Source organism: Streptomyces sp. NPDC059080, from assembly GCF_042739975.1.
GTDB classification, from domain to species: domain Bacteria; phylum Actinomycetota; class Actinomycetes; order Streptomycetales; family Streptomycetaceae; genus Streptomyces; species Streptomyces benahoarensis.
The window spans coordinates 179,922-199,963 of sequence record NZ_JBHYGX010000002.1; the positions used below are offsets into that span (position 1 = coordinate 179,922).

The 20,042-nt window shown below is 70.3% G+C and carries 1 protein-coding gene (only partly in view); it reads left to right on the forward strand.

Annotated elements, in window-relative coordinates:
• A protein-coding gene (locus ACFWWQ_RS02100; RefSeq protein ID WP_384588601.1) for a glycosyltransferase crosses the window boundary here: on the forward strand, positions 1-20,042 show its 5' portion. It continues 24,139 nt past the right edge of the window; only the first 20,042 of its 44,181 coding nucleotides appear in the window; it begins with the start codon at positions 1-3; its stop codon lies beyond the right edge, outside the window.

Sequence of the window (20,042 nt, forward strand, 5' to 3'; positions counted from 1 at the left end):
ATGTACGAACCCGATCCGACTGTCACCGACAGCATCTACGCGCTCGGCAACGCGTGGATCGACTTCAGCGACCTGCTGTGGGAGGAAATGTCGACCATGGACGCGGCCGTCCACGGGATGCAGTGGAGCGGCGACGCCAACAACGTCGTCCAGGACTCCTGGAACACCCTGCACAACCAGCGCATCCAGATCGCCGTGGACGACGCCCGGCAAATGGGCAACAACATCAACGCGTTCGGCGACTACATCAAGAACTTGCAGGCGCAGGAGCTGCACGCCGCGGAGATGGAATCGATCAAGGCGCTGATCGAATTCATCCTGCCGGCGGTCGCCGCCGTCGCCCTGGCGGTGCTGCTGCCGCTGTCGGCGGTCGTCGCGGCGATGACCGCGGTGCTGGAGGCCATGGGCGCGGTCATCGAGGGCGCCGCCGCGGCGGCGGTCTTCGCCGCGGGCGTCGCCACCGACGTGGCCATCCAGGCCGCTGCCCAGCTCGGCTTCGACATCGCCGCGCAGGCGTTCGCCTCGGCCGTGACCGGCACCGCCATGCCCGACTTCGGGAGCGGCGAATGGTGGAAGAGCGAGGCCATCAACATGGGCCTCGCGGGCGCCGGCAGCCTCCTCGGCCCGGGCATCAAGGGCATCGGGATGGCGAAGAAGGGGCTGAGCGACCTCACCCACGGCGGCTCAACGATCAAGTCCCCCGACATCAAGCCCGCCGAGATGACCACGCCCAACGGCGGCGGGATCGGTGGCGCGCCCACAGGCGGCCTCACCGGGGGCGCCACCCCGACGATCAAGTCGCCCGGCTCGATGACGCCGGCCGGCGGCGGCGCGAAGGGCATCACCGGCCACGCGGAGAACACGCCGTTCGTGCCGAACGGGGCCACACCCGGCAAGGGCGGGCCCGGCGAAACCTTCACGAACGGGCCGAAGGGGGTCCCCGCCAAGACCGACGGAGGCATCGTCGGCGGCAAGACACCGGTCGAGCCGGGGCGCCCCACCCCGAACGTCACGCACCCCAACACCTCGGTCAGCGGCGGAACGGCGCCCCACAAGACGCCGGGCTCCCTGAACCAGACCCACGCCGAGACCTCGACGTCCGTCAGCCAGCAGCACGCCCCGGCCACGTCCAAGACGTCCACCCCGAACGAGACGGCCCATCCGTCCTCGTCGGGCGAGACCACCGGCACACCGACGGCCAACAAGCAGCCCGGTACGCACCCGTCGGCGAACGAGCACGCCCCGAACAACCAGAGCCAGAAGTCGCCGTCGCAGGGCACCCCGGCCAAGGCGGAGGACACCGCCCACTCCCCGACGAACAACAAGACCTCGGAGCAGATCGACCACGCCCCCGAGAAGACCGCCGGGAAGAGCAACACCACCGACAAGAGCGTCGGCCAGGAGGGCACTCACCAGCAGCACACCGGCTCCGAGGGCACATCGGTGAAGGCCGGGGACGAGGCCGTCTCGGTGGGAGGGCAGGCCCAGAAGGGCACCCACGAGACGCCCGTGGTCCAGCAGGCGAAGACGGAGCACGTCAACGGGGGCACCGCCAAGTCCGAGAACGTCACCGGGGGCACCGCCAAGTCCGAGAACGTCACCGGGGGCACCGCGAAGACGGAGGCCACCCACAGCGGCGGTGCGAAGACGGAAAACGCCGGCGCCACCAAGACCGAGACCACCAACGGTGCCGCCAAGACGGAGCAGACCCACACCGGCGCGGCCGAGAAGCAGAACCAGAGCGCGTCCGCCCAGAAGCAGCACGCTCAGGACTCGGCGGCGAAGGAATCGGCCGTGGCGAAGGACACCGTGAAGGACACGGGTAAGGCGTCCGCCTCCACCAAGGAGACGCAGTCCGGGACCTCGACGACGAACACCTCGTCGAAGGGCACCGCCGCCGACAAGACCGGCGAGCACGCGCCGACGAAGGCCGAGACGAAGACGGAAACGAAGGCCGAGACGAAGGCGGAGAGCAAGGCAGAAACGAAGGCGGAGAGCAAGGCAGAAACGAAGGCCGAGACGAAGGCCGAGACGAACGCCTCCGCCGAGAACACCGAGCACACCTCCGCGTCCTCCGACAAGAAGGCCGCCGAGGACCACAAGGTGGGGGCCGAGGGCGAGAAGAAGGTCACCGCCGAGCACCGGACCGCCACACACGCGTCGGAGTCGGGCGCCCCCGGCGAGGGGCACGCCGCGTCCGCCCCGAAGCACGACGTCGGGAACGACGCCGCCCCCACCAACGCCGCCAAGGAGCAGGCGGAGAAGCCGTCCGCCGTCAAGGAGCTCACGGAGAAGTTCTCGGCGGCCAGGAAGCAGGCCACGTGGGATGACGTGCGCGGCTCGGTGAAGAAGGACTTCGCCGACAAGCTGCACGCGGCGGATCAGGTCAAGGAACTGGCGTCGCAGGAACACCTCCACGCAGGGCTGGAGAAGGCGCAGAAGCAGTTCACCAAGACCGCCAACACGTCCAAGGCCCTGCGGGACCTGGACACCGCCGAGCGGCAGACGGTCTTCGACAAGGCCGTGGACGAGCTGCGCGCCCAGCACGAGCAGATCTTCGGAAAGCTCCGCGACAACGCGGATGTCACCACGGCCCAGGTCACCAAGGCCGAGAAGCAGTGGCAGCACGAGCTGAACAAGATGAACGACACCTACCGCGGGCGCGCCAAGCTGTACCGCCTGGAGGAGGAGTTCGAGCATCAGATCGACGGCCTTGTGAACAAGGCGCGGGGGGAATGGCGCGGCCTCGACGAGGAGTTCGCCGCCTCCGCCGCCAAGGAGTACCGCGCCAGCCTTGAGAAGGCCGCGGATGCCTCCTCCGGGCCGCTGAAGGAGAAGCCGCACTGGCAGGTCCCCGACGCACGGGACCAGTTCGCCACGATGGCCGACGACATCAAGCGCGGCATCGTCGACGAGACCATCCGGAAGAACGCGTTCGACGACATTCTGGGTCAGACGCACAAGGACATCGACAACAAGCTGGCCGTGGCCCGGGACACCGACCCCAGTTGGTCCGACAGCGACCTGAAGGCCCTCGGCGACCGTTACCACGAGGGCGCCCGGAACCACTTCTCGAAGATGGCCGGGGAGGAAGGCGCCAGGACGCTCCACAAGCCGCTGCCGAAGAAGCTCACGCCCAAGCTCAGCGGCAAGGAGATCAAGGCCGCCGAGGACAAGGTGCTCAAGAAGTGGGGCGCCGAGCACGACACCATCGTCAAGCAGCTCGAATCCGAGTTGCAGGCGGCGGAGGACATCCGGCACTTCGTGTCGGAGCTGCCGACCGTCCTCGACGAGACGCTGCTGCACGCCTCCCACAAGGATCTCGGGCACGGCTCCGCCGGCCGGATGCAGCACACCAACAGCGTCCACGCCTCGCTCAAGAACGACGCGGAGCAGCTGCTCGCCGACATCAAGAGCAAGCCGGTGGGCACCAGGACGCCGGACCTCTCGGCCGATACGGCGTCCGCGCTGTCCAAGCTGGACCACAGCATCGCCGATCGCTTCCAGTTCGAGACCAAGATCAACGAACTGTTGGATCCTCACCGCCCCACGTCCCTGCGGCACGCGAACGACCTCGGCGGGCAGGGCGACTGGGTGAAGTCCCGGCTGGACGACCTCGCGAAGGACGCGGTGGCCGACGTCCGCAAGGGGCTCGGCACCACCGGCTACTCCGCCACGCACGTCAACGACGCGGTGACCCAGCTCGACAAGTCGCTGACCGACATCAGGAACTCGGCACCCGAGCTGGCGCAGACCGCCGACCACCTGCCGAAGGTGAGCGCCGAAGCCGAGCAGGCATGGCGCGATCTCACCGACGGACAGCACGGCATCGACCCCGCCGTGGCGGAGCAGATGAAGGCGGACTTCCGGCACGAGTGGCTGTCCGGGTTCGACAAGGTCTACGCGGAAGGCCGCCTCCACGGCAGCGACTGGACGCCCCCGAGGGCGAGCGACTCGCCCTACCAGCACCCCGCTCTGGCAGCGCAGCACGCCGTGGCCAAGGAGCGGCTCGTCGGCCACTACCAGCACGTTCTGGAGGTGTCCGAGGAGCGGAACATCCATCTGTCGAAGCTCTCCTCCGATGTGGAGAAGGCCGCGGCCAACTGGAAGCCACTGGACCAGCGGGTCATGGCGACCGGTCAGGCGAAGGTGGACAAGGCCGTCCTCGCGAAGGCGAAGGAGACGGGCGACTTCCGTGAGCTGGCCGGGCTCCCCGAGTACAAGCCGGTCGCCGCGGACGTCAAGGCCGTCCTGGACGACGTCACGGCCGACCTCCACGCCGAGTTCAAGAAGCTCACCAAGGCGCCCGAGCCCGGCAAGGTCGTCGAGCCGGAGTCCCTGATCCACTCCTGGTCCGACGTCCACAAGCAGCTCATCGACAGCCTGCCCGAGCGCTTCGATGCGCGGGCCCGCGGGGCGGCCCCCGATCCGCAGGTCACCAAGGCGTTCGACGACCACCTTTCCGGTACGGCGTACCAGCAGAAGCCGCTCCCCAAGGACCTCGTCGACCTCGTCAAGTCCAAGTACACCGCGGAGCTCCAAGCCAAGCAGGAGGCCGCGGGCGGCAAGGAACTGTCGCCGGCCGATCTCCACGAGCTGGGCGACCCCGCCGACCGTCTCGCCTTCGCGAAGGAGGTGGAGGCGCGTACCGACGCGTTCATGAAGGACTACTACGACGATGCCACCGCCGCCCAGCGCGGCACGGACATCGCCGACGACACCTTCCGCAACGACGGCGGCCGGGAGAGCTGGCGTCACGGCGTCCGCAACCAGCTGCTGGACACCTACCAGGACATGCGGCAGTTGCACGCGGACGGGCTGGACGGGCCGCACGCCACCGACCAGGCACTGCACAGCACCGCCACCCGGCTGCGCGAACATCTCCGGCTGGAGCAGGAGGTGTTCCCCGGCATCGAGCAGAAGCTGGAGGACGCCGCTCTCTGGCACGACATCAACACCGCCGACGCGCCCTTCGCCAAGGCGTGGGAGAGCCTCAAGAAGGACCTCTCGGCCGCCGTGAACGACGCGTTCTCGCACCTCCCCAAGGAGAAGGGGACGTGGCACACCGCCGTCGACAACGCGGCGCAGAAGAGCCGGAACGCCGTCGGCCTGATGGTGGACGAACGGGCGCTCGCCAACCGCGTGAAGTACCACGTCGAGGTCGACGCACACGTCACGAAGACGCGGAACGCCATCGAGAACTCTCTCCTCCACCACGAGACCACGCTGGAGCGTGTCGCGGACGAACTGGCCGCGAAGATCGAGCAGCTCGCCGAGAAACACCTCGGCGACCTGCGCACCGGCAAGCACATGATGCTCGGCGGTGACCTGGACCCCGCGTTCCGCGAGTGGCGCAACGAAGCCGACAAGCTCTTCGACAACCGCTATGCGCACCTCGACCAGGACGCCTTCCGGCAGGACGCGGCCTTCGAGGCGGGCGAGGTCTTCGAGAGCAAGTTCGGCGACCACTCGGCCTTCGACAACTCCCCCACCCCGGGCTGGCACGGAAGCACCGACGTCATACCCGCCTTCCGGGACGACTGGGTGACCCTCCACGACCACTTCGCCAACCCCTCCGCCACCGATCTCACGTCGTGGCTGGCGACCGAGAAGAACACCTCCGACGCGTTCCAGAAGGGCGTCGAGAAGGCCGAGGCCACGCATCAGCTCCAGGCGATGAAGAAGCTGGAGCAGCACGGGGCCACGGAGGAGGCCCCCGCGACGAAGCCGGGAGCTCCGGCCAACGACCCGGCCGTCGCCGGCACGGGCCGGGACGGTGCAGGCACCCGGGGAACCACGCAGGACCACCTGGAGCCGGAGAAGCTCCAGGACCACGCCGGGGCGCAGCAGCACGCCGCGCAGGAGCAGGCCGGGAAGGACCAGCAGCTCCAGACCCAGGAACTGCCGCAGACCAAGGAACTGCCGCAGACCAAGGAACACCCCCCGGCCAAGGACCAGCAGCTCCCGACTCAGGAACGGCCCCAGGGTCAGCAGCAGATCACCGTGAAGCTCGACGCCCCGGTGCTCACCGGCACGGACCGGAACGCCTCGGACGTCTCCCTGAAGCAGTCCCCCGGTCAGGAGCAGGTGCCGCAGAAGGCGGGCACGCAGCAGACCGCCGAGCCCGCCGTGAGCCGCTCCTGGAAGTACTACTCCCAGCTGGAGTCCGGCCGGACGCACTCCGCCTTCGACAGTTCGGCGGCGGCCTCCCGTCTCAAGAACGAGTTCTCCGGCCACTTCGTCCGGGCCGTCACCCAGGACGGGCAGTCCGACACCCAGGCGGCCGAACACGCCGCGCAGCAGGTGCGCGACAAGTACCAGCAGGCGTACGAGAACTGGCAGGTCCGGGAGGACCTCAAGAGCGAGTTCCGCTCCGTGCTGAAGCAGGGGCCGCTCACTCCCCGGCCCGGCCTGATCCCTCACATGCTGTGGAACAACGACCTCAGCGGCCACCAGGCCCACTGGGACGGCCAGGTCTGGGAGTGGTACGACGGCAAGCTGGCTCGGATGGAGCTGGAGTACATCGAGATCCGTACCGCGCAGACGCCCGAGGAGCGGGCTCAGGAGCTGTCGCCCGCGATCACCAAGGCGTTCCGGGCCAAGGCGCTGCACCTGACCGACAACGCCGTCCCCATGGCGGAGCTGACCCACAAGCTGAGGTCGTACTTCGGCTCCTACGGCTTCCAGGCGGACACGCGTGTCTGGAGCGAGGAGACCGTCGCCTGGTACCAGGCCGAGCAGTCCCACAGCAAGGCGCAGGCGCTCAAGGCCCTGGAGCGTGACCCCGGCTCGCTGGCGGCGGTCAAGCAGCAGTACGCCGAGCAGATGTCCCTGCTCCGGGAAGGCGCCCGGTACCGGGAGGACCCGGCCCTGCTCGGCGAGGACACCACGGCCTTCACCCCCGTCCCCTCGCACGTCGGGCACGACGACTGGCGGGTGCCCCTGATGCGGAAGGCCGAGCAGCGCCTGCAGGAGAAGTACGAGGACCTGATCGACCAGGCGGCCCGCGACGCGGCCTACCGCGAGCAGGTCCGGGAGACCGTCGAGACCTGGGCGCAGGAGGAGGGGCACGCCCTGTCGCCGGAGCAGTTGGAGCAGCTGAGCGACCAGGCGTCCCGCATCCGGAAGCTGGAGTCCGACGCCTCCCAGGATCTGCGGGAGTCGCTGCCGCGCCAGCTCGATGTGCTGCAGGGCCGGCCGGACCTTGAGGCCGCGCACCAGGCCGCCCTGGCGGAAGGCCGCGCCGCCTTCCAGCGCGCCGTCACCTCCTGGAGCAACGGCCACCTGCCCGGTACCGGCGCCGCTTCCCCCGCCTTCGTCCTCGACGAACAGCTCGTGCAGCAGGTCGCGACGGAGGAGTGGGCCCTCTTCGAGAAGAGGCTCGACAAGCACATCCGTGCCGCGTTCGCGACGGTTGAGGACCTCCGGGGCGAGCGCCTGTCCGAGAACGTACAGCGGGGCAACGCACAGCTGCACACGCTGCTCGACGGGCTGTCTTCCGCCCTGGACCGGCGGGCGTTCCGCGCGTCGCAGCGCAACCGCGCGGACGAGCAGTTCACCGCCGCCACGCAGCAGCTCGCCGCGCACCTGACGGGGCCGCAGAAAGACTTCCTGGAGCGCTTCGACGCGAAGGGGCACGTCCTCTCCCGGGCCGGTCTGGGGGTGGTGCGCGACCGGATGTACGCCGCGCTCGACGAGGCGTTCCCCCCGGTGTCCGGCCTCACCTCGGTGGCGCGTGGGGAGAACCCCGGGGCGCTGGAGCGGTGGGACGAGCAGTTCACGTCCGTGCTGGCGAAGGTGCCCGCGCAGCTGATCACGCAGATCGCGCGCGAGGCCGTGGTCCTGACGTCGCTGAAGGAGGTCGCGACCGCGGCCTCGGCGCTGAGCACGCCGGCCGGCCTGGCGAAGGAACTGCTGGGGCACTTCTCCGACTCCGTGCCGGACACGGCACCGGCCCTGGCCGTGTCGGTGGTCCAGGGCTCCGTCGCGGCGGCCGTAAGCACCGCGTTCGACAAGATCTCCACCCGCGGCTGGTCCGCAAAGGCCCTCGACGCGTGGGATGCCACGTACGAGAAGCTGGTCGGCGGCGAACCGCTGCGGGCGCAGCTGACGGCCGTCGTCGCCAGGGTGTCCGCGCGGGAGGCGGCCGACCGGTCCTTCACCGCACAGCTCACGGACTGGCAGGCCCACCACCCCGGGCAGGAGCTGACGGACGAGGCGATCGCGCGGGTCGGCGCCGACTTCCGCAAGCGTGCCGCGGAAGCCTTCACCGCCTCCTTCGGCCGGTTGCCCGGTACGGAGGACATGTTCGCCGGCGTGCTGGACTGGAAGCGCCGGATCCGGCAGCTGGAGAGCGCACTCCCCGACCACTTCCGCTTCGAGGCGGAGACCCCGGCCGCTCTGCACGCCGCCGCCGACGCGTACACCACGCTCGCGGAGGACCGTCCGGCCGACGAAACCACCCTTGTGCAGCTCGCCTCCGCGCACCACCAGGACTTCTTCTCCGCATACCGCGGTCTGTGGGCGCCGCACGACCTCTCCGCTTCCTGGCTGGAGGAGTACGACAGCGCCCCGAAGACGTCACAGCATCCGGCGGAGCGCACCGGTACCGGCGAACCCGCCGTGGCGCAGCAGGATCTTGCGGGGAAGGAACACCACGAGGCCGGACCGCTCACGTCCACCGGACTCACCACCCTCACCGTCCCGGCGTCGCAGTCGTCCCCCCCGTGGTCCGGCTCGGACGCGGTGCTGGACGAGCAGCTCATCCTTGCGTACAGGAACGACGATCCGGTGATGTTCCAGGCCGAGGAGCAGCTCGCGGACGAGGTGACGCAGTTCCTGTTCGGGGATCGCGTGGACCCCGTGCAGCTCCAGCAGTTCCTGGAGAGCCACGCGGCACCGGCCGGGGCCCAGGCCGCCGACGCCTTCGACCGCGCCTTCTTCGAGCGCAACGGGTTCCCCCTGCCCGTGGCGCTGTACTCCTACCAGCTCTCCGGTCTGCTCGGCACCGAGTCCGTCCTGGCCTTCCTCCAGCACTTCTACGGGCCGCGGTCCCCGCAGGACGGGTGGGACATCGACGTACGCCATGTCGCCGAGGGCGTGCGGCCCCAGCGCCTCCCGCAGGCGCAGGCGTTCGCCCACCGGCTGTACGTCCTGCTGGAGAGCGCCCGGAACGGCCGGTACGACGCCTACTGGGACGCCCTGGGGCAGCTCAACGGCCTCGGGCGGGACCTGCGCAAGGTGTGGGTGGTCGAGGACGCGTTCGCGGAGCTGTTCGATACGAGCCTGCGCGACACGCTCCAGGGCCTCTCCCCCACCCCGGAGCTCGCACAGGCCGTCGGCCATGTGCTCGGCGACGTGGTGAACACCCAGCCGGTCCCCCTCGCCCAGGTCCACGCCTGGTACACGGAGCTGGAGTCGCTGCAGTACCTGCATCCCACCATGGGGCAGCTGCCGATGCCGAACGGCCATCCGGAGGGCGGCTGCTACCTGCGGGCCCACTTGGCGGCGATGAAGCTCCAGCAGTGGGGCGCGCCCGTCCAGAAGATCACCGTTGCCCGCGCGCATCCGCTGCTGAACGTGCGTTCCCTGAACGCCGCGGGCTCCGGCGTCGCCGAGCCGGGCCTGGTGCAGTGGCACTACCACATCGTCTCCGGCGTCCGCGCCGCGTTGGACGACGGCACCACCGCCTTCATGGTGCTGGACCCGGCCCTGGGCCTCGGAGCCCTGCCGGAGCAGGAGTTCCTGGCCGCGATCGGGGTGACGGAGAGCGAGCCGCAGCTGCGACTGGAGGGGCCGCTGGAGCAGGTCGCCGCGCAGATCACCGCGGACCACCAGGCGTCGCCGAGCAGCTGGATCAGCCTCGACTCCTTCCTCTTCCCGGCGGACAAGGCCGTCATCGTCCTCACCGACCCGTTCGCCTGCGACTTTCCCTGCCCGCAACGCGGGATCCACCGCTCGATGCGCGAGGTGGACGAGACCCAGCGGGACTGGCTCGACACCCTCATCGAGCACACGATGGAGCAGTTCTCCCGCGAGATGGTGGCGGAGGCGCGCAAGGGCCTGGCCGACTGGCAGAACGATCCCGGGTCGGTGTCGCCGGAGTGGGCGGCGGCCACCTACGACGGTCTCCTGAACGCCGGACTGCTGGACGAGAACCCCGATGTCGCCATCGGACTGATGGTCCTCCTGCCGGAGAACCATGCGCCGTCCCTGGGGGCCGTCGAATCGGATATCGACCGCCTCATCCGCGAGGCGAGCGGGCCCTCGCAGTTCACCGACGCGCCCGTGGGGATGGACTTCGACCTCGCCACCGACGAGTGGGAGCTGTACGTCCCGCAGCACTTCCCGCAGGGCGCTCTGCTGTCCCAGCCCGGTGCGCAGGGCTCCCGCACGACGATCGGCTCCTGGCTGTCGGACGAAGCGGCGATCGCACGCGAACGGGAGCTGTCCGAGCGGTTCGGCGTCGAGATCGGTCCGCTGGAGCCCGGCGGCGCCCACTTCACCCTCGCGGAGCTGAAGGTGCTGGCGGACCTGCTCGGCACGGTCCCCCGTGCCCACGTGGCGGACAACCCGTACCTCCAGCGCATCGTGCTCGACACGAGCGGCGCCTCCGCCGCCTCCTCGTACCACGTGAGCACCAAGACCATCCTGGTGAGCCGGCCGTTCGGCATGCCCGGCTGGCTCTACCCGCTCCTCAGCCGTGAGGGCGCGGTGCAGCGGAAGGTGATGGACCGGGTATCGCTCCTGGGCTACCCGGGCCTGACCACCGCCGAGGCGCTGGGGCTCATCGGACCGCCCCGGCACGTCATGGGCGGCGTCTCCGACGCCCTGGCGCAGGGCAGCCTCATCGCGTGGACGCTCCGGCACGAGCTGGGGCACGCCGTCGAGCTCGGCGTCGGATGGGAAATCCGCCACGCCGACAAGGAGGAGTTCGGCGGCTGGCGGACGCACGGCACGCCGAAGACGCTCAGGGCCGTCGCCGTGGCCTTCCTCGACAAGGTGGGTATCGAGGGCGACGAGCAGCTGGTCCGCGACCTGACGGGGCTCATCCAGCGGCACGACGCGAGCAACGGCCCGGACCTTCAGGCGATCGAGTCGATCCCCGGGAAGCTGGCGCACGGCGACACGGAGCGGCAGGCGAAGCTGACGATTCTGGTCGGCCACCTCAAGGCGGCCATGGCACAGCCGTGGACGCTCGACGACGGCGGCATCGCCGACGTGGGCCACGACGGGCGTATCTACCAGGTCACCCACGACACCGGCCAGTGGGTCAGCTACCACGCCCCGGCCCGCGAACACGCCGTGTCCAACTACCAGTTCTCCACGCCCGACGAGTGGTTCGCCGAGGCGTACGCGGCGTTCCACGACCCGCGGACGGTGAACTCGCCCCGCGAGCGTCTGCACCCGGCGGTGCGGGATTGGTTCGCCGACGGTGAATCCGGGTCCGCACCGCAGCAGAACGCCGACCCCGGCAATCTGCGCTCGGCGGGCCAGGTACAGATCGACGTCGCCGACATCAACAACCGGGTGATCCTCAAGCCCGGCACCGACATCAGCACGGGCCGCTCCTTCCACACCCCGGAGGAGGAGGCCGAGCGGCTGCTCGTCCACACCGATCTCGACCTGCGCAACCGGCACTTCGCGCACTTCGACCCCGCCCGTCAGCAGGGCGACAAATACACCGTGTTGTCGACCGACCTCGCCCCCGTGCCGTGGCAGCCCGAGGACGACCTGTACCTGCTCCTGCTGCACGGCAAGAAGGGCTGGCTGACCGTTCCGGTCAACGGCGAGCCGGTGCACGTCGCCCCGAAGGAGTTCGCCAGGTCCGTCGTCAACCGGCGCCACAGCATCCTGGAGCTCAAGCGGCGTGCCGGGAAGAACGCCTGGCTGGTGCTGGCCGCCTGTGAGGCGGGCGCCGTGGACGAGTACGGCAGGTCGGTCGCGCAGACGGTGGCGGACGAGACCGGGATGAAGGTCGCGGCGCCCACCACGGTGCTGAACGCCATCCCGGGCAAGAAGGACTTCAGCTTCCTCGTCCACCCGGACGCCGACGGCAACCGGGGCGCGTTCCAGGTGTTCCACCCGTCGCACGCCGCCTCCTCGTCCGACGACACCGTCACGCAGCAGACCGACGAGGCGCCCGTCCTGGTGCCGCCGGCGGTGATCAACGCGCCGCTGCCGGTGACGCAGAGCGCGCCGCACTCCTCGGGCACGTTGCAGCAGCGGCTCGACGCCATGGCCACGGCCGACAACTGGGGTTCTCTGGCGGCCCTCACCTTCGCGGGGATGCCGCGCGAGCTGACGGTGGGTGGCACCCACGGCACGCTCGCCACCGTCCCGCAGGACCTGCACTTCATCTGGGTCGGCGGCCGGATGGAGGACGCCACGCTGGAGAACCTGCGCACCTGGGTCGCGCGGGCAGAAGGCTCCGGCTGGACGGTGAATCTCTGGCTCGACGCCTCCGCCCAGGCGGCCAACGGCCCGCTGCTCACCGGCGGGCTGTCCGCCATCGCCGTCCGGAGCATCGATGACGCGACGCTCTACGACCGTCTCCCGGAAGCGGTGGGCGACAAGGTGCGCGCATACGCCGGGTTCGCCTTCTCCCGCGGCGCGTACAGCTCGGCCAGCGACGTGATCCGCTACTCACTGCTGTGGCTCCACGGTGGTGCGTACATGGACGTCGACATCGCCCCCGGCGACTTCACCCTGCCCACGTCCCCCCTGCGGATGGCGGTGGACGGCCCCAACCTGCCGCTCATGGCGCCCATGCTGCGGGACCACGCCGTCTTCGAGAGGCTCCGCGGCCATCTGCACGAGGCGGGGCTGCCGCTCGGCACCACCACCACCGCCCAGATCGAGAGCGTCGCCCGCTACCGGTACGCCCGCGGCGACTACAACAACAACCTGATCGTCACGCCGCCCCGCTCCGCGTACCTGGAACAGGTGCTCGCCCAACTGCCCCACCCCGAGGTGCCGGCCATGGCACCCGAGGAGGACTACACCTCCTGGACGGGGCGGCACGCCACCAAGCTGTTCCAGTTCCAGAACGTCATCGACGCCAGCTCCACGCTGTCCGGTCCCGAGTTCCTGGTCAACGCCGCCCGCGAATACGCGAAGAACTTCGACGTCCCGACGGACGCGGAGTTCCGGCCGCTCAACGCGGAGCTGCGGGACCAGTGGCTCCCGCTGCAGTGGATCACCGACGAGAGCGACGTCAGCGCCGCCGAGACCACCCCGCTCGTGACGTCGTTCCCCCCGCTCTCCCTGGAGCAGCAGGCCACGCTCACGTTCCAGATCCGTTCGCGTCGCGGTCTGCTCGCACCGGGCCGGCGGGTGGGCGGCCCGCCCCCGCTGGACCAGACACAGCTGCTGCGGACCGTCGACGTGGTGAGCGTCCACGACCGCCTCTACGCGGCCCTGCGCAGCGGCAACCGCGACCTGTCCGTGCTGGTCTCGCTGCGCAGGCTCGCCGAGGTGATCGAGCGCCGGAACGGCAGCACGTTGAGCCGTTTCACCGCCGGGTCCCTGGACACGCTGGTCCACGCGGCCTTCGGCACCACCACGGTCACCGACGACCACCGCCGCCGCCTGGTCGACACCGCGCAGAAGGCCAAGCGGCGAGGCCACCCGCTCACTGTCGACGCCCTCACCGCCGCGGCCGGTGCCACCGGCACGACGCTCGACGTCAGCGAACTGCCGACCCAGTCCGCACCCCCGCTCCACTCCGGGACGGACACGCAGAGCGACGACTTGGTGACGGATGACGCCGGCCTGGCGGCCTGGAACGCCGAGCGGCGCGAGCCCGCCTACTTCTATCGGGACGAGTCCCTGCCGGCCGCGATCGCGGCGATCACCGACGAACTGGAGGCGGCCGGACCGGGCTCCGGTTCGATGGTGATGGTGGCGAGCGGCGACCAGGCGTTCCGGCTGTACGCCGGCAACGTCGACGGCTCGGTGTTCTGGACCTCGTACGGGGACAGCACCCGGTACCCGGCGGACCAGCTGCCGCTCCCCCCCGAGCCGGACACGGTCTTCAGCATCGATCTGAAGAAGGACGGCAAGATGCTCAGGCCGTCCGCCGCCCTGCTCGCCCTGGGCGAGGGCGCGGACGACTTCTCCGGTCTGCTGTCCGAGATCATGGACACGCTCGCCGACCCGCACACCACGCCGCCCCGCCTCGTCGTGGAGACGCCGAGCGGCACCACGCTGCCCCGCCTCGTCGTGGAGACGCCGAGCGGCACCACGACGCAGCTCTTCGTCGACGAGGAGCTGCCGCCGCAGTCCACCCTCGAAGCCGTCGAGGAGTCGGACACGGTGTCCGAGACGGGCAGCACCGTGGCGACCGATCCGATTCCGCAGCTGCCGCAGGGCTTCGCCCACGGCGGACGCCGGTTCCCGATGGGCGTGTTCGGCACCGCGATCTCGCTGGGCGGCCTCCGGTTCGACAAGCTGCCGCAGCCGCACGACCCGGCGAAGGACACTCAGCACGCCGCGACCGGGCCCCGGAGCCTGGACACGTACGACACGATCGCCGACGCCGTCGCCGGTCTGCTGTCGCCGACAGTCCCGAGCTGGGTCCCGGCGGCCGTACGCTCCGAGGTCCACCGGCTCGTGTCCGTGTACCGCCCGCGAGGCTTCGCGCAGCGGCTGCTGGGCGCCGGGCTGACGCTGGAGCTGGCCCGGAAGGGTGAGAAGTACACCGTCCACGTGGCGCTGCGCGGCGTCGACCGCGACCACGCGAAGGTGATCGAGGACCAGTACCGGCCGTTCGGCGAGCGGACCCGGCCGCGCGGTCAGAAGAACATCGGTAACCAGGAGGCGTACACCCAGAAGTACGTCTCCAGCAGCACGGGCGTCTCCTCTTCCACCGGCGTCAGCCTCGGCGACTCCGGCAAGGTCACCGCCGCCGTGTCGCCGGTGGGCGTGTCCCCCCAGATCGGTATCGGCATGAAGTCCTCCCGCGGCGAGGGCTACAGCACGATGGATCTGATGTACGCCAACCCGTCGGTGGTCCTGAAGGGTGAGCTGACGTACTTCGCCTTCACCGGCGTCAAGCTCCAGGTGACGGTCAGGCCGCAGCGCGCCACCGCCACGATGTCCGAGGCCCCGGGCGAGCTCGTCGTGGCCTTCCCGACCGAGCTGACCACGTGGGTGGCGAACATGCCGCGCGCCACCTGGCAGAGCGAGAAGCTTCCCGAGGGCACGCCGGAGTCCGCCTACGCGCTGCTCAGTGACGAGTTGCTGCGCGCCTTCCCGGTGGTGCAGCAGATCGGTGGCCTCGAAGACGTCCACGACGCGCTGTTCCGCGCGCACCTGGAGGCCAACCCGGGCACCGCACTGCACGAGTACGTGCACCACCGCCTGAGCGAGATGACCGTCATGGCGGACTTCATGCGGATCATGGGCGGGGAGACGAAGCTGCCGCCGTTCCGGATGGCCAACGGCGACGCCCTGCTGCTGACCCTGCGCGGGCTGGTCCTCTCCGCCGAGCAGATGGGCGACCCGACGGAGATCCCCACCACCCTCAACTCCCGCAAGCTCGCGCTGCGCGGCGGCAACAGCAGCACCGGCAGCAGCCGTTCGCTCGGCGTCGGTGTCGCCCTGGCGCCGAACACCCAGGGGTCGGCCCTCACCGGTAAGGGCTCGGTCAGCTTCGGCGCGAGCACCAGCGCGGGCGCCTCCACGTTCTACGACGTCGGCGGTGGCCGCTGGCAGACGCTGCGGAACCACGACGACACCGTGCCGTTCCACCTGGTCGTCCGGCTCAAGATGGCCTCCGAGGTGCTCCACCAGGTCGGCCGGGACCACTCCGCGGACATCCATGTCGTGGTGCGCATCCCCAAGCAGCAGGCCGCGGACTTCCGCACGGCCGTCGACCGGATCGTCGGCGCGGTGAAGGCACAGCCGCAGCAGATCGGGCAGATCGACCCGTTCGCCCTGCACACCGCCCCGGGCGCCCAGGAACTGACCGTCACCCGGCCCGAGGAGCAGACCGAGCCGCTGCCCGAGCCGCCGACGGAGCTGACCACCCCGACCGGACCGCTCGGACTGTTCGCCCCCGCCGGGCTGGCCGGCGCCGGGGGTGTGCGCAACGCGCTGGTGCACTCCCTGCGGGAGGCGGAGAAGCGCGCCGGCATCCAGGGATGGAGCCCGGAGGAAGTGGCGGACCGGTCCGCCTTCATGGACACCCACTTCCACCCCGAGTCGCTGAACAGCCAGATGACGGAGCTGTTCTCGGACAGCGGCCTGACCCAGACGCTGACCCGGCGGCTCCCGGACAACTCCGTGGAGGTCGTGGTCTTCCAGGTGCGGGGCGAGCGGGTCGCCGTGCCCGGTACCAGCACGATCCGTCCCGTCGCCGGCAAGCGCATGCCGATGACCGGCTTCGACCACCTGCCCGCCGCGATGTACGACGCCGGCACGTCCGTGTCGAGCAGCGCCACGGTCTCGCTGAGCAGCACCGTCGGCATGAGCCTGGGCTCGGTGGCAGCGGGGAGCTACGCCTTCGGCCTGTCCATGTCACGCACCGACGGCAGGCAGCACACGAACTCGTACTACACGTACCGGCTGAACGGCCACATGCGGCCGCCGTCCGACGCGAACGAGAACGTGCTGTACACGTACAAGACGGTGCTGACGCCGTCCGTCACGGTGCACCGTCTGAAGCCGCAGGGCGTGATCAACCGGGCCGAGCGGGCGGTGGGCAACAGCTGGGCGAAGTGGAACGGCGCGTACGTCCGCGTCCCCGCCGAACCGCAGAGCCACACCGGCCGGCCCCTCAAGGGCGAGGCCCGCTGGCTGGCCCCCACCTGGCCCGCTCAGGAGCAGACCGCGACGGCGCCGACCGAGCCCGTCACGGTGGAAGGAGACGACACCACCACGCTCACCCACCGCGACCGGGTCATCGACGCGTCGGGCGTATCCCGCGTGCGCGGCCTCATCGCCGATGTGCTGCACGAGCAGCTCCAGGTCCCGGAGGCGATCGCGGCACTCCAGGCGCAGGCGATGGTCAGCACCGACCAGCTCGTCGCCGTCCTGAACACCGCGTCGCACTCGACGGCCGGCGGGTTCATCCTCGACGGGACGTTCACCAACCAGCGGTTCCGGCTGGCGCTTGAGGCGGACGTCACCCAGGTCGCGCCGAGCCGGCCCGGCACCCTGCTGCTCAACGTGATGAACGCCCATGAGAACTCGACCGGGTTCACCAGCGGGCATTCCGTGACCACCGGCAACTTCTTCCGCAACCGCAGCCACACCACGGGCATCAGCGGCGGTTCGGGCGCCCTGGCCGGCGGCGGCTCCTTCACCACGTCGGTGAGCGACAGCCGTGGCCGCAGCCACTCCCACGTCCTGAACGTCAACCCGGGCCACTTCGTCCTCCGCAACGACGTGCCGTTCTCCCTCCAGTCCGGGACCGTCACCTGGAAGGTCACCGTCGTCCGGGAGGACGTCAACCAGCTGGGCACGTGGAAGCGGAAGCTCGTCGAGAACACCGGCACCGAGGGGACCGGCGAGGAGCGGACGGGCACGACGGAGGAGCGGACGCCGGCTCCGGTCACCCGGCTCGTGATCGAGGACGGCATCCGCTTCCTGCGGCAGCACCGGCCGGTGACCTCCGCGCCGCAGACGTCCGGCTCCGGCGCGGTCACGACCACGCCCCCCCGCACCACCGTCCCGGGCACGCTGCGCTCGCGCGACCTGCCGCTCACCGCCGTCACCGACACGCTGCGGCTGGCGTCGAGCGCCGCGGAAGTGCTGCACAAGCAGATCCTTCACGAGCTGAACGCGCTGCTGGAGAGCCACGCGCCGGGCAGCAAGAACCCGCTGTGGCAGCTGGAGTTGCCGGGCAACACCCTGGCCGGCTCCCTGGACATCCTGCTCGACCCGGCCTCCCTGGTCAGCATGACGGACGCCCTGCGCGGCGCGGGTGTGGTCCTGCAGCCGCTGTCCTCGGGCGGCCCCGGCTTCCGGCACCAGACGCAGATCCTCCTGCGTCTGAAGCGCGGCACCGTCGCGAAGCAGCACGGCCAGCCCTTCGAAGGCACGCTGAGCAAGTACATCCAGTCCAACGCCCGTTCGGAGGTGGCGCACAAGAAGTCGCAGGGAAAGAGCCACACGTTCGGCCTGGCCGTCTCCGAGTCCGCCTCGTCCTTCACCCGCGGCACGTCGACGGCGCAGTCCGCCGCGCACAGCCTGGCCTCGCGCCGCCACGACGCCCTCACCCTCGACGGGCCCCTGGTCTCCTACACGGTGGAGGACGTGCTGAAGATCTCCGTCGTGGACACCGTCCGCCTCTCGCAGGCCCTGGCGCCCGCCCGTCCGCTGGCCTCGCTCGTTCAGCCCACCACGCACCGGCCCGAGGTCCGCGAGGTCAAGCTGACCGAAGAAGTGGTGGTCGCGGTCTCGGAGCTGAAGGACCTGCCGACGGCGGAACAGGCCGACGTCTCCCAGCAGACCCAGGAAAACGGCGCGGTTCAGCGGGCCGTGCCGGCCGTCACGCAGCAGTTCCCCGCCACGTGGCGCCCCGAGGTCAACTACTCCATCGGCGCCGAGGACCTGGCCCTGAAGCACGCCGTGCTTCTGGTGAACCCGGAGCCGCTGGGTGCGCTCTTCGGCACGTTCCTCCACAACGCGACCACCGTCGGCCCGCTGGCGGGCCTCGCGGGACGCGGCACGTCCGCACAGGGCGCGCTGCACAAGATCATCAACGCCAACGTCCTGAACCGGCATCTGATCGAGCACGGGATGACGGGGGTCCCCACCGAGGTGCCGGTCGACCTCCTGACGGTGGACGAGTTCTTCACGAACACGCTCGGCAAGGTCCTCGTCTCGTTCCTCCCGGTCGAGGCCGGCACCTTCCGGTCGGCCCGCCCGGTGACCGTCGAGCGCAGTGAGTACGGCTCGCAGCACCACAGCTTCTCCACGAGCGGGAGCCGGAGCAACGCCACCGGTGCGTCCGCCGAACCGGCGCACCCGCTGCACGGCGAGCTGTCGGGCGGCGCGAGCGGGGGCCTGTCCCCGTCGCAGTCCACGAGCCTGACCACCGGCACCGGCGGCTGGAACATGAACCGCGTCGAGGGCACGGCGACGGACACCTACCTCCACCTGTTCGGTCCCACCGATGTGCTGGTCCGCATCAGGATCGAGACCCGCAGCGTCCTCGGCCCCTTCGGCTGGTCCAGCGGCGCCTACGACGTCGCCTTCCTCGTCCGCGATCTGGTGCAGATCGGCCTGACCCCGGTGGGCATGCTGAGGAACCTCGGCAGCCTCGACACGGGGAACCCGCACGCGATCCGTACACCCTCCGGCTGGTATGTGCCGCCGCGGCGGGCGAACGGCCCCGAGGATGAGCTGCTGCTCGAACTCCTCCACGCCCAGCAGGTGGAGGAGCAGGACACCACCCTGGTCTGGCAGGCCCGGCCCCTGGAGGGCTCCGACGAGGACATCGTGGCCTTCGGCACCACCATGACCCGCGACGCCTTCGTCGAGACCTACGTCCAGCCGGAGTTGGACCGCGACCCGCTCACCCGCGGGTACCAGCTCACCTGGGGCGCCACCTTCAACGGCCTCGTGCAGCTCACGGCCGCCGCGCCGCCGGTGGTGGAAACGGACGGGCACCAGGAAACCGACGACAAGGGCCGGACCGGCAGGAGCGATGCGGAGAACGCCTCCTCCCACCACTCCGACGACCAGGAGCAGCACACCGAGGCCCGGAGCACCCCGGCTCAGACCGACCCCCTCCCGGAGCCCGAGTCGCAGGAGAGCGCCGGAAGCGGGGACGAGGCCCAGGAACAGCAGGAGAAGCCGGAGAAGGAGGAGAGCGAGCACCCGTCCGAGGAGCAGTCCGAGGAGCAGTCCGGGAAGAGCGACCCGGACCGTCAGGTGACCCGCAACCCGTGGACCGGGCAGCGGGTGGACGACCAGCAGGCCCCCGGGCTGACGCAGGAGAAGCTCCAGCCCGTTGCCACGCGAGCCGACGGTGACTGCTTCTTCCACGCCGTTCTCGCCACCCTCGTGGCACACGACCGAGCCGATGAGCT